General features: G+C 69.0%; 22 protein-coding genes, 1 tRNA gene and 1 pseudogene. 14 read left to right on the top strand and 10 right to left on the bottom strand.

Annotated elements, in window-relative coordinates; all coding sequences use genetic code 11:
• Positions 1-79 precede the first annotated feature (79 nt).
• Positions 80-547 carry a GtrA family protein gene (locus tag BTZ20_RS24925; RefSeq protein WP_077043197.1) on the top strand — a complete coding sequence of 156 codons (468 nt, stop codon included), beginning with the start codon at positions 80-82 and terminating at the stop codon, positions 545-547.
• Between the two features lie 13 nt (positions 548-560).
• Here the strand turns inward: BTZ20_RS24925 and BTZ20_RS24920 are convergent, their stop codons facing one another.
• Complete coding sequence (locus BTZ20_RS24920; protein WP_077043987.1) at positions 561-1,730, bottom strand: S1C family serine protease; 1,170 nt, start codon at positions 1,728-1,730, stop codon at positions 561-563.
• Positions 1,731-1,939: 209 nt separating this feature from the next.
• On the opposite strand from BTZ20_RS24920, the gene BTZ20_RS24915 reads away from it, so the two are divergent.
• Positions 1,940-2,479 (top strand): pentapeptide repeat-containing protein, encoded by a 540-nt coding sequence (locus BTZ20_RS24915; protein ID WP_077043196.1) that lies wholly within the window; start codon positions 1,940-1,942, stop codon positions 2,477-2,479.
• 37 nt (positions 2,480-2,516) lie between these two features.
• Here the strand turns inward: BTZ20_RS24915 and BTZ20_RS24910 are convergent, their stop codons facing one another.
• Positions 2,517-3,122, bottom strand: a complete 606-nt coding sequence (locus BTZ20_RS24910) for a dTDP-4-dehydrorhamnose 3,5-epimerase family protein (protein WP_077043195.1) — start codon at positions 3,120-3,122, stop codon at positions 2,517-2,519.
• A gap of 1 nt (position 3,123) precedes the next feature.
• A pseudogene (gene rfbA, locus BTZ20_RS24905) lies at positions 3,124-3,998 on the bottom strand (glucose-1-phosphate thymidylyltransferase RfbA).
• Between the two features lie 61 nt (positions 3,999-4,059).
• Here rfbA and rfbB point away from each other — a divergent pair.
• The 4 genes from rfbB to BTZ20_RS26430 are packed head-to-tail and all read left to right on the top strand — an operon-like array spanning position 4,060 to position 8,643.
• Positions 4,060-5,148 (top strand): dTDP-glucose 4,6-dehydratase, encoded by a 1,089-nt coding sequence (gene rfbB, locus BTZ20_RS24900; protein ID WP_083742843.1) that lies wholly within the window; start codon positions 4,060-4,062, stop codon positions 5,146-5,148.
• A 49-nt stretch (positions 5,149-5,197) separates the two neighbouring features.
• Positions 5,198-7,102 carry a glycosyltransferase gene (locus BTZ20_RS24895; protein ID WP_077043986.1) on the top strand — a complete coding sequence of 635 codons (1,905 nt, stop codon included), beginning with the start codon at positions 5,198-5,200 and terminating at the stop codon, positions 7,100-7,102.
• A 3-nt stretch (positions 7,103-7,105) separates the two neighbouring features.
• A complete protein-coding gene (locus tag BTZ20_RS24890; RefSeq protein ID WP_083742842.1) occupies positions 7,106-8,458 on the top strand; it encodes a glycosyltransferase family 39 protein in 1,353 nt (450 codons plus the stop codon).
• Positions 8,446-8,643, top strand: coding sequence for a hypothetical protein (locus BTZ20_RS26430; protein ID WP_145982410.1), 198 nt, complete (start codon positions 8,446-8,448; stop codon positions 8,641-8,643). Before BTZ20_RS24890 ends, BTZ20_RS26430 begins: the two co-directional genes overlap by 13 nt.
• 9 nt (positions 8,644-8,652) lie before the next feature.
• Here the strand turns inward: BTZ20_RS26430 and BTZ20_RS24885 are convergent, their stop codons facing one another.
• The 4 genes from BTZ20_RS24885 to BTZ20_RS24870 all read right to left on the bottom strand — a co-directional run bounded on the left by BTZ20_RS24885 (position 8,653) and on the right by BTZ20_RS24870 (position 11,954).
• Positions 8,653-9,531 carry an ABC transporter permease gene (locus BTZ20_RS24885; RefSeq protein WP_083743001.1) on the bottom strand — a complete coding sequence of 293 codons (879 nt, stop codon included), beginning with the start codon at positions 9,529-9,531 and terminating at the stop codon, positions 8,653-8,655.
• Positions 9,532-9,562: 31 nt separating this feature from the next.
• Complete coding sequence (locus tag BTZ20_RS24880; protein ID WP_077043193.1) at positions 9,563-10,462, bottom strand: glycosyltransferase; 900 nt, start codon at positions 10,460-10,462, stop codon at positions 9,563-9,565.
• Positions 10,459-11,304, bottom strand: a complete 846-nt coding sequence (locus tag BTZ20_RS24875) for an ABC transporter ATP-binding protein (protein WP_077043192.1) — start codon at positions 11,302-11,304, stop codon at positions 10,459-10,461. The genes BTZ20_RS24880 and BTZ20_RS24875 overlap by 4 nt, the downstream gene beginning before the upstream one ends.
• Positions 11,305-11,369: 65 nt before the next feature.
• Complete coding sequence (locus BTZ20_RS24870) at positions 11,370-11,954, bottom strand: bacterial proteasome activator family protein (protein ID WP_077043191.1); 585 nt, start codon at positions 11,952-11,954, stop codon at positions 11,370-11,372.
• A 181-nt stretch (positions 11,955-12,135) separates the two neighbouring features.
• Between BTZ20_RS24870 and BTZ20_RS24865 the strand changes: the two genes are divergently transcribed.
• On the top strand, positions 12,136-13,338 hold the full coding sequence (locus tag BTZ20_RS24865; RefSeq protein WP_077043190.1) for a cysteine desulfurase-like protein: 1,203 nt from the start codon (positions 12,136-12,138) through the stop codon (positions 13,336-13,338).
• 6 nt (positions 13,339-13,344) lie between these two features.
• On the opposite strand, the gene BTZ20_RS24860 is transcribed toward BTZ20_RS24865, so the two are convergent.
• Positions 13,345-14,331, bottom strand: coding sequence for an NAD(P)H-quinone oxidoreductase (locus tag BTZ20_RS24860; protein ID WP_077043189.1), 987 nt, complete (start codon positions 14,329-14,331; stop codon positions 13,345-13,347).
• A gap of 102 nt (positions 14,332-14,433) precedes the next feature.
• Between BTZ20_RS24860 and BTZ20_RS24855 the strand changes: the two genes are divergently transcribed.
• The 3 genes from BTZ20_RS24855 to BTZ20_RS24845 all read left to right on the top strand — a co-directional run bounded on the left by BTZ20_RS24855 (position 14,434) and on the right by BTZ20_RS24845 (position 16,312).
• The gene (locus tag BTZ20_RS24855; RefSeq protein WP_077043188.1) at positions 14,434-15,615 is read left to right on the top strand and encodes an alpha-hydroxy-acid oxidizing protein; all 1,182 of its coding nucleotides are present in this window, start codon (positions 14,434-14,436) and stop codon (positions 15,613-15,615) included.
• A 122-nt stretch (positions 15,616-15,737) separates the two neighbouring features.
• Positions 15,738-16,172 carry a MarR family winged helix-turn-helix transcriptional regulator gene (locus BTZ20_RS24850; RefSeq protein WP_077043187.1) on the top strand — a complete coding sequence of 145 codons (435 nt, stop codon included), beginning with the start codon at positions 15,738-15,740 and terminating at the stop codon, positions 16,170-16,172.
• 52 nt (positions 16,173-16,224) lie between these two features.
• Positions 16,225-16,312, top strand: a tRNA-Ser gene (locus BTZ20_RS24845).
• Between the two features lie 37 nt (positions 16,313-16,349).
• On the opposite strand, the gene BTZ20_RS24840 is transcribed toward BTZ20_RS24845, so the two are convergent.
• Both BTZ20_RS24840 and BTZ20_RS24835 read right to left on the bottom strand, forming a co-directional pair.
• The gene (locus BTZ20_RS24840) at positions 16,350-17,480 is read right to left on the bottom strand and encodes a tyrosine-type recombinase/integrase (protein WP_077043186.1); all 1,131 of its coding nucleotides are present in this window, start codon (positions 17,478-17,480) and stop codon (positions 16,350-16,352) included.
• The gene (locus BTZ20_RS24835; RefSeq protein WP_189636550.1) at positions 17,480-18,022 is read right to left on the bottom strand and encodes a helix-turn-helix domain-containing protein; all 543 of its coding nucleotides are present in this window, start codon (positions 18,020-18,022) and stop codon (positions 17,480-17,482) included. The genes BTZ20_RS24840 and BTZ20_RS24835 overlap by 1 nt, the downstream gene beginning before the upstream one ends.
• Before the next feature lie 126 nt (positions 18,023-18,148).
• On the opposite strand from BTZ20_RS24835, the gene BTZ20_RS24830 reads away from it, so the two are divergent.
• From BTZ20_RS24830 to BTZ20_RS24815, 4 genes are all read left to right on the top strand, one after another.
• Positions 18,149-18,355 carry a helix-turn-helix transcriptional regulator gene (locus tag BTZ20_RS24830; RefSeq protein ID WP_077043184.1) on the top strand — a complete coding sequence of 69 codons (207 nt, stop codon included), beginning with the start codon at positions 18,149-18,151 and terminating at the stop codon, positions 18,353-18,355.
• Positions 18,356-18,462: 107 nt separating this feature from the next.
• The gene (locus tag BTZ20_RS24825) at positions 18,463-18,921 is read left to right on the top strand and encodes a hypothetical protein (RefSeq protein ID WP_077043183.1); all 459 of its coding nucleotides are present in this window, start codon (positions 18,463-18,465) and stop codon (positions 18,919-18,921) included.
• Positions 18,921-19,112 carry a hypothetical protein gene (locus BTZ20_RS24820; RefSeq protein ID WP_077043182.1) on the top strand — a complete coding sequence of 64 codons (192 nt, stop codon included), beginning with the start codon at positions 18,921-18,923 and terminating at the stop codon, positions 19,110-19,112. Before BTZ20_RS24825 ends, BTZ20_RS24820 begins: the two co-directional genes overlap by 1 nt.
• Before the next feature lie 17 nt (positions 19,113-19,129).
• Positions 19,130-19,474 carry a helix-turn-helix domain-containing protein gene (locus tag BTZ20_RS24815; protein ID WP_077043181.1) on the top strand — a complete coding sequence of 115 codons (345 nt, stop codon included), beginning with the start codon at positions 19,130-19,132 and terminating at the stop codon, positions 19,472-19,474.
• Positions 19,475-19,873: the final 399 nt, after the last annotated feature.

Below are 19,873 nucleotides of genomic sequence, written 5' to 3'. Positions count from 1 at the left end.
ATGCCGGGACCGTGCGCGATTTGTACCCCCACTGGGGCGAGACACGCGCACGGGCGACGCAGTCGCCTACTCTCGACCGGTGTCCGGAACCGCCAGCGCCCCCGAGCCGCACCTGCCGCTACCCGTCGAGCTGCCCCTCGTCGACGAGCCGGGCGGCACCGATGTGGACCTCAAGACGCAGATGGTGCGCTTCATCGCCACCGGCGGGCTGTCCGCGGTCGTCGACTACGGGTTGTACACGCTGTTCCTTGCGCTCGGGCTGCCGCGCATCGTGGCCAAGTCGATCGGCTTCGTCGCCGGCACCAGCACCGCCTACCTGATCAACCGGCGCTGGACCTTCAAGGCGCCGCCCAGCCGCGCTCGATTCGTCGCGGTGGTGGTGCTCTACGCGGTGACCTTCCTCGTGCAGGTCGGGCTCAATGAGCTGATGAACAACGTGTTCGCGGATGAGTGGTGGCGGACCCCGCTGGCCTTCGTCATCGCGCAGGGCACCGCGACGGTGATCAACTTCGTCGTCCAGCGCGCGGTCATCTTCAAGATCCACTGAGCCGGCGGGCAGGTCACCGCGGCGGACCGGTCGTCAGCACGATCGTCGCGGACCGCGACCCGCCGCTCGCGTCGGTCCATCCCAGTTCGATGCGATCGCCTGGATGCCGAGCGACCATCATCGCGGTGAGTTCGGCCGCGGTCCGGATGGGCTTGCCGTCGAACGTCGTGATCACGTCGCCCCGCACCAGCCCGGCCCCCTCGGCTGGCGTGCCGTAGCTGACGGCGACCACCCGGGCGCCGGGGAGCGTGACGGAGTCGCTGACGCTGATGCCGAGCAGGGCCGTCGGCCCGATGTGCACGGTGTCCGAGCCGCGGCCCTCGCGGACCTGGTCCACGACCGTGATCGCCTCGTCGATCGGGACCGCGAACGACTTGATCTCCCGCGGCGGGGCGGGTGTCGGCCCCTCGTCGTGCGAGACGGCGGTGCCCGCGGTGCTGACCCCGATGACCGCGCCGGTGCCGTCGACCAGCGGCCCACCCGAGTCGCCGGGCCGGATGTCGGCGTTCACCTCGATCAGGCCGGACAACTTGTTGGTCGAGCCGTCGGCCGAGTCGCGCGCGGTGACAGATCGGTTCAGGGCGGTGACGATGCCGCCCGCGGCCAGCGGAACGCCCGCGCCCTCGGCGTTGCCGATGGCGGTCACCGGATCGCCGGTCCGCACCGCGGCGGAGCGGCCGAGCGCGGGCGTCGGTAGCCCGGTGGCGCCCGCGAGCCGTAGCACCGCGAGGTCGCGGGTCCGGTCGTACCCGGCCACCTCGACGTCGTAGCTCGCGCCGTTGCCCTGGTTCACCGCCATGATGTCGGTGGCGCCGTCGATCACGTGGTGGTTGGTCAGGACGAGGCCGTCGGGGGTGAGCACGATGCCGGTCCCCGCGGTCTCGCGCCAGCCAACCCGCGAGATCAGGTGCACGGTCGTCGGCGCCACCCGCTGGTGGATCTGTTCGGGGGTGAGCAGGACCGGCGGCGGCGGTGCCGGTGGCGGAATCGACTGCGGGGTGGCGACTTCCGGAGCGACGACGCCCGATTGCGCCGGGGCGGGAAGCTGGTTCGGCGGGTCCGAGGCCAGGCGTTGGCCTGCGAGCAGGCCTGCGGTGACGGCCGCGGCGACGGCCAGGATCGCCAGCGTCCGGCGGGCACGGCGACGCTGCGGGGTGGTCCGGTCGCGCTCGGTCCTGGTCATGTACACCCGGCATCCGGAGGGGGCTCTGGTCGGCGTGGTGCGGTCGTTCAAGATTACGCGGGCGGCCCATGCGTGGTCGGGCGTTTGGCGCCCCGCTTCATTGCCGGACTCGCCGAAAAGTGCCGATTTCGGCAGTTCGGCGTGGTTGCGGCGGTAGCGTCCCTGGCGCGTGCACGTTCATTCGTTGCGAACCGGGGAGGGGCACTTCCATGGAGGTCACATCGAAGGGGAGGTCGCGCCGGTTCGCACGGGCGACGACCATCGCCCTCGCGTCGGCGCTCGTGACGGCCGGCTCGGCAGGCATCGCCGTCGCATCCACCGGCCCTGCTGCGCCCGGCGCCGCCCCGCCGACGGGCCTGGCGGAGTTCGCGGACTCGCTGACCCACCCCGCCATCGGCAGCCTGAACACCGGCTTCGCCGGGCTCGGCAGCCTCGGGACCACCTTCGACTCCGGCAGCGCGGGATCGTCCAACAACGGACCCGACAACACCGGCTCGCAGAACACCGGGTCCTTCAACACCGGCTCCGACAACGTGGGGTCCGCGAACACCGGCTCGGGCAACATCGGGTTCGCGAACACGGGTTCGGGCAATGTCGGGTTCGGGAACACGGGTTCCGGCAACGTGGGGTCCCTGAACACCGGCTCGCTCAACACCGGCTCGGGGAACACCGGCATCCTCACCGAGGGAATCCTCGTCACCGGGCTGGGATCGGTCGGCTTCGGATCATTGGGCATCAACTGGAACTGAGCCGGCATCGGACCGGACAGGGGTCAGGCAAGGAGGCCTAGCCGACTGGGTGCGTCCCCGACTCGTAGCGAGGCAGCAGCCCGGCCTCCGACGCGGCGGCGAGCGTAGGTGCCGCGGCGTCCTTGTCGGAGAGCTGGAACGCGAACTCGGTTCCGTCCCGGCCCGCCGTGGGCCAGTTGATGCCCAGCTCCGGGTCGAGCGGATGCAGGTCCCGGTCGAGCGTCGGCGTGTACTCCAGCGAGCACAGGTACATCACCGTGGAGCCGTCCTCCAGGGAGAGGATCGCGTGTCCGAGCCCCTCGGACAGGAACACCGCCCGACGGTCGACGTCGTCGATCAGCACCGAATCCCATTGGCCGAACGTGGGCGATCCGACCCGCAGGTCGACGATCACGTCCAGGAAGGCGCCCCTGACGCAGGTGACGTACTTCGCCTGACCAGGTGGGTTGTCGGTGAAGTGGATGCCGCGCAGCACGCCCGCGGCCGATACCGAGCAGTTCGCCTGACGCAGGTCCAGCGGCCGGCCGACGGCCGCCTCGAACGCGGAGCCCTTGAACCACTCGAGGAAGACGCCGCGCCCGTCACCGAACTGCCGTGGGGTGATCTCCCAGGCGCCGGCGATCTTCAGTTCCCGAAACTCCACGTCACCAGTCCTTGCCGTGCTCGAGCAGCCCGAGCAGATAGCTTCCGTAGCCGGATCTCACCAGCCGTTCCGCGCGCTCGCGGAGCTCGTCGTCGTCGATGAAGCCCTGCCGCCACGCGACCTCCTCGGGCACACCGATCTTCAGGCCCTGCCGTTCCTCGATGGTGCGCACGTAGTTCGACGCATCCAGCAGCGAATCAAAGGTGCCGGTGTCGAGCCAGGCCGTCCCCCGTGGCAGCACTTCGACCTGCAGGGTGCCCGCCTCGAGGTAGGTGCGGTTGACGTCGGTGATCTCGTACTCGCCCCGCTCGGACGGCCGCAGGTCGCGGGCGATGGTGACCACGTCGTTGTCGTAGAAGTACAGGCCCGGCACCGCGAAGTTGGAGCGCGGCTTCTTCGGCTTCTCCTCCAGCGACACCGCCCGGCCTGCGGTGTCGAACTCGATCACGCCGTAGGCGCTGGGATCGGAGACCCGGTACGCGAACACCGCGCCCCCGGACAGCCGGTTGAACCGGGTCAGCCTGCTGCCCATGCCGGGCCCGTAGAAGATGTTGTCGCCGAGCACCAGCGCCGCGGTGTCGCCGCCGATGTGTTCGGCGCCGATCACGAAGGCCTGCGCCAGCCCGTTCGGGGTCTGTTGCACGCGGTAGGTGATGTGCACGCCGAACTGGGAGCCGTCGCCGAGCAACCGGGCGAAATGGTCGGAGTCCTCGGGGTGGTGATGACCAGGATGTCCCGGATGCCCGCCAGCATCAGGGTCGAGAGCGGGTAGTAGATCATCGGCTTGTCGTAGACCGGCACCAGCTGCTTGCTCACCCCGAGGGTGATCGGATGCAGCCGCGACCCCGTCCCACCGGCCAGAATGATTCCGCGCATGGTCTGCAGTGTCCCACGCAGGCACCGGGCACACGCTGCGACGCCGGTACTGTTCGAGCACATGAGGCTTCTCGTCACAGGCGGCGCCGGGTTTATCGGCGCCAACTTCGTGCACCAGACCGTGGCCGAGCACCCGGAGGTGCACGTGACGGTCCTCGATGCCCTCACCTACGCAGGCAATCGGGCGTCCCTGGACCCGGTGGCCGATCGGATCGAGTTCGTGCACGGCGACGTCACCGACGCGGCGCTGGTGGACGGGTTGATCGCCCGCTCGGACGCGGTGGTGCATTTCGCCGCGGAGTCGCACAACGACAACTCGCTCGCCGATCCGTGGCCGTTCGTCCACACCAACATCATCGGCACCTACAGCCTGCTGCAGGCGGTGCGCGCCCACGACGTCCGCTATCACCACATCTCCACCGACGAGGTCTACGGCGACCTCGAGCTCGGCGAGCCGGGTCGGTTCACCGAGGACACCGCCTACAACCCCTCTAGCCCGTACTCGTCGACGAAGGCCTCCAGCGACCTGCTGGTGCGGGCGTGGACGCGCTCGTTCGGCATCCGGGCGACGCTGTCGAACTGCTCCAACAACTACGGGCCGTACCAGCACGTGGAGAAGTTCATCCCCCGTCAGATCACCAACGTGCTCGACGGGGTGCGGCCCAAGCTCTACGGCAACGGCCTCAACGTCCGGGACTGGATCCACGTCGACGATCACAACCGGGCGGTGTGGGCGGTGCTCGAGCGCGGGCGGATCGGCGAGACCTACCTGATCGGCGCGGACGGCGAGACCGACAACCGGACCGTCGTCGAGTCGATTCTGGAGATTCTCGGCCGGGACCGGGACGAGTTCGACTTCGTCACGGACCGGCCCGGGCACGACCTGCGCTACGCCATCGACCCGAGCCGGCTCCGCGACGAGCTGGGGTGGCGCCCGCGCTATGTCGACTTCCGCGCCGGGCTCGAGGCCACCATCGGGTGGTACCGGGACAACGAGCAGTGGTGGCGACCACAGAAGGCGGCCACCGAGGCGGCGTACGCGGCGGCCGAACGGGGATCGGGGCCTGAACACCGGGTTCGCCCGGCTGGGTCGGTGCGGGTTCCTCCGGGACCTCGCGTCGCGCGATTCAGGGAGTACCCCGCGCATTGATAGTCTCGTCGCGGACTTGCTCGGGACAGACGACGGTTGGGACAGCTCGATGGATCAGGCAACTGCGGTCGGGGCGCCGCCGATCGAAAACAACGTCGACGCGTTGCAGGACGCGCTCGTCGAGCACGAGCGGCGCGACCGACTGGTGGTCCAGCGCGGCTTGTTCTCGTCGACGTCGCCGCGGGTGCCCCGCAAGATGTACGTCGACCTCAAGGGCGCGGCCACCGCGACCCGCGACTCCCTCCAGCTCGGTGAGGGTGCGCACGCCGACACCAACACCTACTTCGGCAGGGTTGCGGCCAGCTTCTGGCAGCGCTGGACCGCAGTCACCGCGCTCCGCTTCGAGGTGCGCTACGAGACCACCGGCACCGCGCGGATCGCGCTGCGGGCCTCCGACGCGCGCGGCCGCAAGCGGTTGATCCTGCAGGAGACCGTGACCGGATCCGGTGTACTGACCCTCGAGGGGAAGCTCGACCGGTTCGTCGACGGCGGTGCGCTCTGGTTCGAGGCGGACGCCGACCGCGGCGAGCTCAGCCTGTCCGAGGCCCGCTGGACCGTCCCCGCACCCGAGCACCTCCGCCCGGCGGCCGTGGTGATCTGCACCTTCAACCGCGCCGACGACTGTGCGGTGACCGTCGGAACCCTTGCCGCCGACGCAGGCGCCATGGCCGACATCGACGCCGTCTGCGTCGTGGACCAGGGCACCGACCAGGTGCAGTCGCGCCAGGAGTTCCAGGACGTCGCGGCCGCACTCGGCACGAAGCTCATCTACCTCACGCAGCCGAACCTCGGCGGCGCTGGCGGCTTCGCCCGTGGCATGCACGAGGTCACCTCGGCGCCCGGATCGGCGCACGCCAACGTCATCCTGATGGACGACGACATCCTCTGCGAGCCCGAGACGGTGCTGCGGATGAACGCGTTCGCCAACATGACGGTCAAGCCCGCCATCGTCGGCGCGCAGATGCTCTCGCTCAGCAACCCGCAGACCCTGCACGTGAGCGCGGAGCGGGAGGTGCTCGACGAGATCAAGGCCGGCACCCTCACCGCGGGCGCGATGATGGGCGTCGACCTGCTCAAGAAGAAGCAGGAAGAGCGTTTCGACGCGGGCTGGAACGGCTGGTGGACCTGCCTGCTGCCGGCCGAGATCATCGCCGACTGCGGGCTGCCGCTGCCGCTGTTCTTCCAGTGGGACGACATCGAGTACGGCATCAGAGCCCGCTTCAGGGGCCACCCCACGGTGACCCTGCCCAACGCAGGCGTGTGGCACGCCGACTTCCACCTCAAAGACTACGACGACTGGGCGCGGTACTTCAGCATCCGCAACGGGCTGATCGTTTCGTCGATCTACGGCCGGTTCGACGGCAAGACCATGTCCAAGTACCTGTTCCGCAAGATCAGCGAGCTGATCGTCTCCATGCAGTACGGGCTCGCCGCGACCTTCATCCAGGCCGCGGAGGACTTCCTCGCCGGTCCGTCCTTCCTCGAAGACGGCGGCCAGTCGGTGCTGTCGTCGATCCGCGAGCTGCGCGCCAAGTATCCCGAGACCGTCGCCCGCCCCGCCGTCGAGGCGGGAGCCGACGCCGATCCGCACACCCAGATGGACGTGTGGGACTTCGAGCCCGACGAGAGCCGTGAGGGCCTGGTGCTGGCGAAGCGGGCGGTCCAGCAGTTCCTCGGCAAGGTCGACGGCCGCCCGGTCACCATCCCGGCGCACTACGCGAACTGGTGGCATGTATCCCTGTTCTCGCAGGCCACGGTGACCGATTCCTCGCAGGGTGGCGTCCGGGTCCGCAGGCGTGACAAGCAGACCGCGCTGGACCTGACGAAGCGGGCGGCGAAGGTGTGCTGGCGGCTCCGCAAGGAGGCGCCGCAGATGAAGACCATCTACTCCGACGCTCTGCCGCGGATCACCAGCAAGGAGAACTGGACTCGCCTGTTCGGCGCCAAGGGGTGACCGGTGGCGCCACCGGCTGACGCTACGGGTCGGGCGCGGTGGCTGCTGCCGCTCGCCGCCGGTCTGTCGGCGGCGCTGATCGGGGTCGCGTGGTCCTGGCGGCCGTCCTTCTGGTGGGACGAGGCGGCGACGGTGTCCGCCGCGGACCGTTCGGTGCCGGAGCTGGTCGAGCTGCTGCGCGGGATCGACGCCGTGCACGGCCTGTACTACCTGGTGATGCACGGCTGGTTCGAGCTGTTCGGCGTCTCCGAGCTGTCCGCCCGGGCGCCCGGCGCCATCGCGATCGGGATCGGTACCGCCGCCCTGGTGCAGACGGCGAGCCTGCTCGCAGGCACCCGCACCGCGGTGGTGGCGGGCGCGGTGTTCGCGATCATGCCGCGCATCACCTGGGCGAGCACCGAGGCCAGGTCGTACGCGATGGTCGCGGCGCTGGCCGCGGTGGCCGGTCTGGTGCTGGTTCTCGCGATGCGCTCGACCAGCCGCTGGTGGTGGGCGTTGTATGCGGTGGTCGTCGCGCTCTCGATCATGCTGTTCGTCTACAGCGCGGCACTGGTCGCTGCGCACGCGGTGACCGTGGCCTGCACCCGCGGCGCGCCCAGGCTGCGATTCGTGGTCGCGGCCGCCGGGGCCACCGTCCTGGCGGCGCCCCTCGCCGGTCTCGCGATTGCGCAGGCAGGTCAGGTGTCCTGGGTGCCGCCGCTCGACGGCCGGTGGGTGCGGACCGTGCTCCTCGACCAGTGGTTCGAGCAGGCGCCGTGGTTCGCGGCCGGGTGCGCGGCGGTGGTGGTGGCCGGCCTGCTCCGAATGGTCCTGGCCGGGCCGTCGGTGGTTCGCGGTGGCGACGCCGACCTACTCCGGCTCGCCCTGCCCGCGATGGTGGTGCCGATCGCGGCGTTCCTGGCGTACTCCGCGCTCGCGACCAACATCTATGTCGGCCGCTATCTCATCTTCACCGCACCCTCGGTGGCGTTGCTGGTCGCCGTCTGCCTGGTGCGGCTGTTCGCCGCGCGGCTCGCGGTCGTCGTCGCGGTGCTGGCGCTGGGGTTGGCCGCGCTGCCCGCGTACCTGGCTCAGCGTCAGCCGTGGGGCAAGCAGGGCGGGATGGACTACAGCTCGGTCGCGGACTTCGTGGGGGATCACGCCGCCGGGGGTGACTGCGTGGTGTTCCAGCCGACGGTGCCCTGGCAGCCGACCTCGCTGCGCGCGATCGAGCAGGCTCGGCCGGACGCCTTCGCCGGGCTCGTCGACATCGGGTTCGGCCGGTCCGGTGCGTCGCGGGGGAGCTGTGGGACACAGATGTCGCCGACACGGTCGTCGCGGCGCGGGCGGCGCGCTGCCAGGTGGTGTGGGTTCTGACCGACACCGAGCGGGCCGGCGCCTCGCGACTGCTGGGCCCGGGAAACGTGTGGTGGCAGTTCGAGCCATTCCGTTTCGCCGGGTCAGCGCTGTACCGGACGCTCGCCTCGGATGGCTTCGTCATCGACCAGCGGACGCCCGTCAACCACACCCAGGTGGTGCGGATGGTGCGCGCGAACTGGTGACGCCCCTGGTCAGACCCAGTAGGCGACGCGCGAGCGGTAGTTGCGCATGGCGACAAGCGCCACGGTCCAGCCGACGACGGTCACGGCCAGCACGATCACCCAGTGGTAGAGCTGCTGGGTGCCGCCGAGGAGCGGGGTCCGCACGATGTCCAGGAAGTGGTAGAGCGGGTTGAGCTCGGCGATCTTGGCGCGCTCGGCGTTCGCGGTGCCCTCCAGCGACTGCGTGGTCCAGATGATCGGCGTCATGAAGAACAGCAGCTGCACGATGCTGTTCAGGAGCGGGCCGATGTCGCGGTAGCGGGTCGCGAGGATGCCGAACACCAGGCTGACCCAGACGGCGTTCAGTGCGATCAGCATCAGCCCCGGGATGAACGACAGGTCCGCCCAGGACAGGTTCTTCGGGAACACGAACAGGATCACGATGTAGATGACGAAGTTGTGCGCGAACAGGATCAACTGCCGCCACACCAGCCGGTACACGTGCACACTCAGTGGTGTGGGCAGCTGTTTGATCAGGCCCTCGTTCGAGATGAACACCTCGGCGCCCTCGAGGATCGAACCCTGGATGAGGTTCCAGATGATGAACCCGAGGGTCACATACGGCAGGAACTCGGCGACTTCGAGGTTGAAGAGCGAGGCGTACAGGATGCCCATCGCGACAGCGGTGGTACCGGTGGCGATGGTGATCCAGAACGGTCCGAGCACCGACCGGCGGTAGCGCTGCTTGATGTCCTGCCAGCCGAGGTGGAACCACAGCTGGTGGTGGCCGAGGCCCTCCCGCAGATCCTGGACGGCCCGGCGGAAGGTTCGGGAGTCCGAGGTGACGGGCTGCGCATCGGCTTCGGCGGGGACTACTGACACAGGGGACGAGACTACCCGTCCGTCCATGGCGTCTGCCTCGTCGCGAACGGCACTCAGGTCACGGTCGTTCAAAACGTTCCTCTCGGCCCAGCTTGCGCAGTCGCACCCATTCCCGCAGGCCGGCCGGGTCGCGCTTGGTGATCAGGAAATACCAGCCGAACCGCAGCCACTCCTGGGGCAGCAGCTTGCGCATGCCGGGCTGGGACAGCAGGTACCCGCGGTTGCGGTAGGTGAAGAAGCGTTTGGTGTCGTTGTCGGGGTACTGGGTGTGCATCCGCCCACCGAGGATCGGCTTGAACTCGTCGGTGCCGTAGGGGTGCAGGTACGCCGTCTGCAGGCAGGTGCCGAACGGCAACCCCGAGCGGACCAGCCGACGGTGCACCTCGACCTCGTCGCCCCGGACGAACAGTCGCAGGTCGGGCACCCCGACGGCGTCGATGGCATCGGCCGAGAACAGGGCGCCGTTGAAGAGCGAAGCGATCCCCGGCAGCAGGTCGTCCTCGCCCAGTTCGGAGCGCAGCCGCCGCCACTCGAGCCCGCGGCGCAGCGGGAAGGCCAGCCGGTCGGGATCGCCGATGTCGCACACCACGGGGGAGACCTCGGCCAACCCGTGCCGCTGCGCACAGTCGTAGAGCGTGGCCAGCACGTCCGGGCCGTCGGGCCTGCCGTCGTCGTCGGCGAGCCACACCCAGTCGGCACCGAGTGAGAGCGCATAGAGCATGCCGAGCGCGAAGCCGCCCGCGCCGCCCAGGTTGTGCTTGGAGCCCAGGTACGTGGTCGGCAGGTCGGCGCCGTCCACCAGTTCGGCGACCGCATCCTCGGCGGCGTTGTCGACCACGATGAGGTGATCGAGCGGCCGGGACTGGGTGGCGAGCACCTTCAGCGACTCGGCGAGCAGCTCGCGGCGCTGATGGGTGACCACCACTCCGATGATCTTGGGGTCGGACGGGACGCTCACGCGGTGCCGTTCGCCGCGCGCGCCGACTCGGTCGCCGACTCGGCATTCTCGCGTTCCATTTCCTTGATCACATGCGCGACGTGATCGGCCGCGTCGTCGCCCTCGTAGGCCCTGACCACGTCCTCGATCCCGCCGTGCATCCGGATCTGACCGTGGTCGATCCACATCGCGGAGTCGCAGAGCTGGGCGAGGAACTCGTTGGAATGGCTGGCGAAGACCAGGATCCCGGAGCGCTGCACCAGCGCCTGCAGCCGGACCCGGGCCTTCTTCATGAAGTCCGCGTCAACCGCCCCGATGCCCTCGTCGAGCAGCAGGATCTCGGGGTCGATGCTCGTCACGACGCCGAGGGCCACCCGCACCCGCATGCCGGTGGAGTAGGTCCGCAGCGGCATCGACAGGTACTCGCCGAGCTCGGTGAAGTCCGCGATCTCGTCCATCTTGGCGAGCATCTGTTTGCGGGTCATGCCAAGGAACATGCCGCGGATGATGATGTTCTCGTACCCGGAGATCTCCGGGTCCATGCCGACGCCGAGGTCGAAGACAGGGGCGACGCGGCCCCGCACGCGGGCGCTTCCCCTGGTCGGCTCGTAGATTCCGGACAGCAGCCGCAGCAGCGTCGACTTGCCCGCACCGTTGTGGCCGACCAGGCCGATCCGATCGCCCTCCTTGAGGGACATGGTGATGTCGCGTAGTGCCTCGACGACCACGACGTCCGAGCTGTTACGGCCGATCGAGCCGCCCGCCTTGCCCAGGAACGCCTTCTTCAGAGACCGGGTCTTGGCGTCGAAGATGGGGAAGTCGACGCACGCGTTGTCGGTCTCGATGCTCACGTGCTCAGTCATGCGCGCCTTTCATCCACGAGGGTCGAGCCTACTGGTCGCACCGGCGGGCCCAACCACGCGCACGGCTAGAGGTACTGGCCGGTACCCGAGCCCTGCTGCGGATTCTGGTGCCCGTGGCCTGCGCCCATGCCTGGTGGCAGCGCGCCCTGGCGAATCTGCTCGAGCTGGGACCGGGCCGCCATCTGCTGGGCGAACAGTGCGGTCTGGATGCCGTGGAAGAGGCCCTCGAGCCAGCCGACGAGCTGCGCCTGCGCGATCCGCAGCTCGGCGTCGGAGGGCACCGTGTCGTCGGTGAACGGCAGGGTCAGTCGTTCGAGTTCGTCGCGGAGTTCGGGGGCAAGCCCCTGCTCGAGCTCCCGGATCGAGGACTTGTGGATCTCCTTGAGCCGGTTCCGGCTGGCGTCGTCGAGCGGTGCCGCGCGGACCTCCTCGAGGAGTTGCTTGATCATGGTGCCGATCCGCATCACCTTGGCCGGCTGTTCGACCATTTCTGCGAGATTCTCGCCGTTCTCTCCGTCTGGCCGGCCCGCGCCCGCGAAGCCGGTGTCGCCCGGACCCGATCCGACGCCGGGGAGGCCTGCGGCGGCGACCATCATGGGTTGCCCGTCGGGTCCGATCACGACCACCTGCTCATTGTCCGGTTGCGTCATGGCTCCATCTTGTCTCAGGACGGCAGCCCGCGCATCGACCGGCTGCGAACCATGCACGGGTTTCGGCGTGCGGCACGGGCCCGGAAAAGTTTGTGTTGTATGCAGTTACAGATACTGTGATGCCTCACAATCCGGCCATCCGCATCGCACCGTTTCGAAATTAGGTCCTAGGCTGTCGGGCATGGCATACGACGTCGCCCGGGTGCGGGGACTTATCCCTTCGCTCGGAGACGGTTGGATCCATCTCGATCCTCAGGCCGGCATGCAGCATCCGGATTCGGTGTCCACCGCGGTCTCGACCGCGTTCCGTGGCTCCGCGGCCTCCCACACCGGCAAGCACGTCTCGTCGCGGCGCAGCGCCGCGACACTGGAGGCGGCCCGCGAGGCGGTCGCCGATCTCGTGGGCGGCGACCCGGCCGGCGTGGTGCTCGGCCAGGATCGGGCCGTGCTGTTGGCCTGGCTGGCCGAGGCGCTCAGCTCGAGGCTCGGCCTCGGTACCGGGGTCGTGCTCTCCCGGCTCGACGAGGAAGCCAATGTCGCGCCCTGGTTGCGGGTGGCGAATCGCTATGGCGCGCAGGTTCGTTGGGCCGAGGTCGAGATCGACACCTGCGACCTGCCCAGCTGGCAGTTCGCCGAGCTGATCGGGTCGACAACGCGACTGGTCGCGCTGACCGCGGCCTCCCCGATCGTCGGGTCGGCGCCGGACGTGCGGGTGGCCGCGGACCGGATCCACGAGGTCGGTGGCCTGCTGGTCGCCGACGCCATCGCTGCCGCGCCCTACGCACACGTTGACATCCACGAGATGGGTGCCGACGTGCTCGCGGTCAACGCGCCGAGCTGGGGCGGTCCGCAGATCGGCGCCCTGATCTTCCGCGAGCCCGCATTGCTCGACAAGATCCCCGCGATCTCGTTGAACCCGTACGCCACCGGGCCGGAGCGGCTGGAGATGGGCGGGCACCAGTACGCCCTGCTCGCCGGGCTGACGGCCTCGATCGACTACCTGGCCGGACTGGACGAGACCGCCCGCGGCAGCCGCAGGGAGCGCCTGGAGACCTCGATCAGCTCGCTGCAGGATTACCACGACCGGATCTTCGACTATCTGATGGCGTCGCTGCGGCGGCTGCCCCAGGTGATGCTGATCGGCACCTCACACAGCCGCGTGCCGACCATCAGCTTCACGGTCGCGGGGGTGCCAGCGGAGAAGGTGTCGCTGCACTTCGCCGAGCGCCGGATCGGGACCCTCGTCGGCGAGCGGGGCGGCAGCAGGCTGCTGGACTCGCTCGGGGTCAGTGACGAGGGCGGTGCCGTGACGATCGGTCTTGCGCCCTACACCACCCGGTACGAGATCGATCAGCTCGTGCGCGCCGTCGCCGCCCTCGGCTGATCGGCCTCACTCGAGCGTCAGCACGACCTTGCCGACGGTCTCGGGCGAATCCAGCAGGGCATGGGCCCGCGCGGCGTCGGTGATCGGCAGCTCGGCGTGCACCACAGGCCGGACGGCCCCGTCCGCGACCATCGGCCAGAGGCGCTCGGTGACCGCGGCGACGATGGCGGCCTTGCTCGAGCGCCCGGTCTCCGGCCTGCCGCGCAGGCCCGTCGCGAACACCCGGCCCCGCTTGGCGAGCAGCTTGCCCAGGTCCAGCTCGCCGACCCGGCCGCCCTGCATGCCGATGACGCATAGCTGCCCGTCCTTGGCCAGGGCGTCGATGTTCCGTCCGAGGTAGGCGCCGCCCATGTTGTCGAGGATCAGGTCGGCGCCGCCGCGGGGGGTCGCGGACAGCGCGGCCACGAAGTCGTCCTCGCGATAGTTGACGGCGATCGACGCGCCCAGCCGACGGCACACCGCCAGCTTGTGTTCGGAGCCCGCCGTCGCGGCGACGGTGGCGCCGAGCGCGGCCGCCACCTGGATCGCGTGGGTGCCGATGCCGCCCCCGCCGCCGTGGATCAACACCACCTGGCCCGCCTGCAGGCCGGCGATCATCACCAGGTTCGACCACACCGTGCAGGCCACCTCGGGCAGCGCCGCCGACGCGATCAGGTCCAGGCCGTCGGGTACCGGCAGGAGCTGGGTCGCCGGGACCGCCACCCGCTGCGCGTAGCCGCCGCCGGACAGCAGCGCGCACACCGGGTCGCCGACCGCCCAGCCGCGCACGCCGTCGCCGAGTTCGGCGATGGTGCCCGAACATTCGAGCCCGAGGATCTCGCTGGCTCCCGGCGGCGGGGGATACAGGCCCTCCCGCTGCAACAGGTCGGCGCGGTTGATCGCGGTGGCCGCGACGTCGATGAGGACCTGGCCCGGTCCCGGCCGCGGATCGGGGACCTCGGTCCACTCGAGCACCTCGGGTCCGCCGGGGCCGGTCACGGTGATGGCGCGCATGATGTCGACGCTATCCCCGCGGCCGTCCCGCTGTCGCGGGAGCGGCCGAACCGATGCGCCGACCCCTCCCGTCGGGGGCCGCGACCCGCTACCGTCACGCGGGTGACCTACTTCGGCAACTTGCAGAACGAGATCTACCTGTCCGGGGTCGGCGGCGCCAGGCCCGAGCTGCCGATGACCGCGGCCGGGCTCGAGGAGCTGGCCGCGATCACGCTGTCGGAGGAGGCCTTCGCCTACATCGCCGGCAGCGCATCGAGCGAGCGGACCGCCGCCGCGAACCTGGCTGCATTCCAGCGGCACTCGATCGTGCCCCGGATGCTGCGCGGGACCGCGGCCCCGGACGCGCGGGACCTGAGCGTGGAGGTGCTCGGCACCCGGCTGGCCGCACCGGTGCTGACCGCGCCCGTCGGGGTCCTCGAACTGGTGCACCCGAACGCGGAGCTCGCGGTCGGCGAGGCCGCCGACGAGCTCGGGATCGGCTCGGTGTTGTCCACGGCGTCGTCCACCCCCATCGAGCAGGTCGGGGCGGTGTCCGGCGAGAACTGGTGGTACCAGCTCTACTGGCCCGCCGACGACGAGGTGGCGCAGTCGCTGGTGCGCCGGGCCGAGGCCGCGGGCGCGAAGGCAATCGTGCTCACCGCGGACACGCCGGGAATGGGATGGCGCCCAAGAGATCTCGAGCTCGGTCACCTGCCGTTCCTGCAGGGCAAGGGGATCGCGAACTATCTCACCGACCCCGTCTTCCTGTCTCGGCTCGCCAGCGCGCCCGAGGAGAGCGCCGAGGCGATGCAGATGGCCGTGCTGACCTGGGTGTCGATGTTCGGGAACCACAGCCTGCGCCCGGCGGACGTGACCCGCCTGCGGGAGTGGACGGACCTGCCGATCGCGGTCAAGGGCATCCTGCACCCGGACGACGCACGCGCGGTGGTCGACGCGGGCGCGTCGGGCGTGGTGGTGAGCAATCACGGCGGCAGGCAGGTGGACGGTGCGATCGCCGCGCTCGACGCCCTCGCGCCGGTCGCCGCGGCGGTGGGCGACCACGCGGATGTGTTGCTGGACTCGGGAATTCGGTGTGGGGCGGACGTGCTCACGGCGTTGGCGCTCGGTGCGGACGCGGTGCTCTACGGCAGGCCATGGGTGTACGGGCTCGGTATAGCGGGCAAGGCGGGCGTCCGGCACGCGCTGCGAATTCTGCTGGCGGATTTCGATCTGACGCTCGGATTGGCCGGCTTCGCGAACCTCGCCGAGATCGACACCTCCGCGTTGCGCGCGGTGTCCGGCTGATGCAACGCCGGTCTTTCAGACCGAGCGGTATGAATCGTGAGGGCAGGCAACTAGAATGGTTGCGTGACAACACAGATCGACGGTTCTGAGGACGAGACCCCCGCTGGCTCGACGACACGGAGATGGCCGCGTGGCGCGCCTTCATCGACGGCTCCCAGCGGCTGATGGGCTTACTCAACCGCGAGTTACAGGATCGCCACGGGCTCACCACGGCCGATTATCGAATTCTCGTGATGCTGTCCGAATCGCCGGACGGGTCGGTCCGGATGAGCGATCTCGCGGACGGCGTGATCTCCTCACGCAGCAAGCTGACCCACCAGATCCGTCGGATGGAGGCGGACGGGATGGTCACCAGGAACACCTGCCTCGACGACGGCCGCGGGGTGTTGGCGATCCTCACCGAGGAGGGGCGCCGACGGCTCGAGGAGGCGGCCCCAACGCACGTCAACGGGGTTCGTCGCTATCTCGTCGATCTGCTGGACGCGGACGAGCTGACGAGCGTCGAGGGGGTGTTCACCAAGGTGAACACGGCCATCGGCGAGCGATCGGCGGGCTGACCCGGCGCGGTGGATTCCGCCGGGCACCGGGGGTGCCGTTAGGATCTGCGATGGAAGCGTGGCAGAGCGGCCGAATGCACTCGCCTTGAAAGCGAGCGTCGTGAGAGCGACCGGGGGTTCAAATCCCTCCGCTTCCGCCACTGGCCCCTCGCCTGTAAGTGCAGGTGAGGGCCATTTTCATGCGCTGCCGCGGTCGCTCCGGGGCGCTGGTGGGCACACTTTGGGCACACTCGCTCGCGAACGCGCGTCATCGAGGGCGCTTCCCACGGCCTCGAGATCGTCGTCGAACAGGTCCGCGTAGGTGTCCAGCGTCATCGCCGCCGACGCGTGTCCGAGCATCCGCTGCAGCGCCTTCACGTTGACGCCCGCCGACACCGCCAGCGACGCCGCGGTGTGCCGGAGGTCGTGCGGTGTCAGAGGAGGGACGTCCGCGCGCTGGACGGCCTTCGTGAACCACCCCGTGAAGCTCACCGGCCGCAGGAGATACCCGCCGCCGCGGCCGGGGAACACGAGGTCGCCGCGGGCCTGGCCCTCGCACTGCCGCGCCAGCATCTCGACGAGGAACGGTGGGATCGGCACCGAGCGGTGCACGTGCGACTTCGGGGTCCCGACGTGAATCTGCATGTTCACCTGCACCGCGTTGTCGACGACCGTGAGCCGCTTCCGGAGCAGGTCCAGGTGCTCGACGCGCAGCGCGATCGCCTCGCCCCAGCGCAGGCCGCAGTACGCGAGGAGGTAGACCAGGGTCTCGTGCTGGCCGGACTCCTCGGCGAGCGCCTGCACTTGCTCGTGTGTGAGGTAGACCCGCGCCTTGCGTTGTTTCCGAGGCAGGTTCTCGACGCCGCGGGCCGGGTTCGACGCCAGCCGCCTCGCCTTCACCGCGCCGTCCAGGATGCTCGCGAGCACGCCGTACGCCCGGATCACCACTGTCGGGCCCTTGCCTGCGCGCACCAGCTCCGTGATCCAGCGCTCGACCGCATCGAGGTCGATGTCCGCGATCCGGGTACGCCCCCACCGCGGCGCGACGTGGATCCGCCACGCGGTCTCGAGGCTGTTGTATGAGGACGGCTTTACGTCGGTCTGCTTGCGTGCCAGCCAGTCCGCACCGAGTTCGCCGACCGTGATCCGACCGAGCGCCGGGGCGACGTATGACCCGGTGAGCTTCTCGACTTCGACCGTCGCGGCGAACGCTTCGGCATCGCGCTTCGTCCTAAAGCCGCGCTTCTTCGTCTGGCCGTGCTCGGGCGTGCGGTAGCGGACCATGTACCGCTTGCCGGCCGCCGTCGAGTACGGCTCGATGGTTGCCATCAGTCGTCCTCGTCCTCCCGAGCCAGCACGCTTTCGTCCGACTCGGTGACTGACCACTTCACGTCATTCCCGTCCGTCTCCATAGCTCGGTAGATCCACGTGCGGCCCGGGGTGCTCCAGGAGTCGCGCCTGGCCTCCCGTCGGATATGGAGAAACTCGGGGAGCGAGCGGGCAGCGAACTCAAGGTTGTTGTCCCCGTTCAGGGTTCGAACTCCCTCGAGGAAGTAGTAAGCGTTCTCCACGGTCGACGCTTCGCGAGTTCCTGTTACCTCGACGGGCGTGTCACGGTCGCGGCCTCGAGGCTGAAGAAGGAAGTTTGGCGATACGCCTAGTGCGCTTGCGAGCGCCATCAAGTCATCCGCGTCCACCCGACGCTGTCCGGACTCGATACGAGACAGGCCCAGCGTGGCGATTGGCCGGCCGAGCTCAGTGAGCGTCTGGCTGAGCTCAACGTACGTCAGTCGGCGTTCTTCCCGAAGGCGCTTGATGTTCTCGGCGACCGTGATGCCGGTGGGTCCCAGCGGGTTCTTCTTCTCGCTCATCCCCGAAGTATGAACTATCAAAATGATATGCACCAGCATCGTATTGACTTCTCGTCGATCGCACTGCATAGTGCTCGTCAGACCTATCAAAATGATAGGCATCAGAATCATGACGGAGGTTCAACGATGCCAGAGTCCCCTCTCGCCACGCCGGACGAAGTTGCCGCTTACCTGCGGACCACTAGCTCCAAGCTCGCCCAGGACCGCTACCGCGGAGTCGGCCCGAAGTTCGTGAAGCACGGCCGCCGTGTGCTCTACCGCTGGGCGGACGTCCTGGCATGGGCTGATGCGAACACTCTGCAGCGCACAGACGACCGGCCGGGTGCTGCATGACCAGCACCCGTACCACGAGAAACGCCCCCGGCCACGCGGATGCAACCGCACATGTGGCCGAGGGCGCCGAGAACCACCCCAACACCCAAGAAGGAGCAGATTCGACCGTGAGCCTATCGCCCGATCAGCCCAGCGCCACCTCGTCGGGTTCGCGATGGAACGCCCTCGCTGAGAACAGCCAGCACGGTCGGTCCATCCATGTCGACGAGACCACTGCCGACCTCGAACTGCCCACCTGGTGGGCATACAGCGAGTTCGTCAGGCCCGCACCCAACGGCGTTGAGCTGCGATCCGAGGCGATGCGAAACACGTTGAGTCGTCACCCCGGTTCCTACGTCACCAATGGTGAACGAATCGACCCGGCGCACGTCTCGGTACAGATCCGCCAGTACGCGCTCGAGCGTGAGCCGTACATCCATGTCGAACGCTGGGCCGGCGTTGACGGTAGGCGTGAGCGAATCGCCGGCAGCGAGTATCGATTCACCCTCGACGAAGCCGCTGAACTGGCACACAGCTTGTTGCTGGCCGTGGACGCCGCCCGCGGAACGACCGAGGAGGTGGCGTGATGCACGTGTCCACAGACCACCAGATCGAGGCCGTAACGCCGACCGCGACCGCGGTGCACGATCAGCTCTCACCCGGCGTCCGGATCCGCTACGGGATGGGGCTGTACCTGTCCCTCACCACTGCAGAGGCCGTCGGTCTGGTCGACGCCCTTGCCGCTGCGCTCGTCGAGCTCGAGCAGGGCGGCCGCTGACCGTGTCCGCTGAGCCAGTGATCGAGTACGAGGGGCCGCAGCCGGTGCGCCGGTTCGAGTGGGAGCGCATCGTCCGCCGTGCGTCTATGCCCGCTGGGGTGAAGTTCCTCGCGTTCGTGCTGGCGAGCTATGCCGACGGTGACGGCACCCGGGTGCACCCGTCAAACATCCGTCTTGCCAACGTCATCGAGAAGACCCCTCGGACGGTCGAGCGAGGGATGGCGTGGCTGCAATCTGCTGGCTTCATCGTCCGCACCAAGTACGGCAACCGGCACATCGGCCTGCCGAACGAGTACCGCCTCACGGTGCCTGCCGATGTGCTCGATCGGCTGGTTCTCGATGCCGACGAGTGGAAGGTCTAGCCGACATGGGCGTCGGGCAGAGAACTCGTCTCTACCCGACACCACTGTCGGGTAGATCGAAATGTCTACCCGACACCGGTGACACGTCTACCCGACATGGGTGTCGCTTCTACCCGACACCCATGTCGGACACCCAGAACAAGACCACCCACTACCAGAACAAAGAGAGCGTTCCCGGCTTGAGAGCGCAACTCACCACCGCACGCGCGAGGAGGACGAACTATGCCTGATCGATATGGCGAAGAGCCCGAAGACGCCAAGCCGCCGCGGTTCCACGACCCCCGGTGTCAGAGCGGCTGGCTCGGAACAGACCTCGACGGCCGACCGGTGCCGTGCTTGCAGTGCCGGCCGCACCTGGCCCGCACCGCGACCGTCCATGACTTCGCAGCGAGGAACGCC

The sequence above is a fragment of the Rhodococcus sp. MTM3W5.2 genome, assembly GCF_001984015.1.
GTDB lineage: Bacteria > Actinomycetota > Actinomycetes > Mycobacteriales > Mycobacteriaceae > Rhodococcus_G > Rhodococcus_G oryzae.
This window is presented reverse-complemented; position numbering and strand designations above follow the sequence as displayed.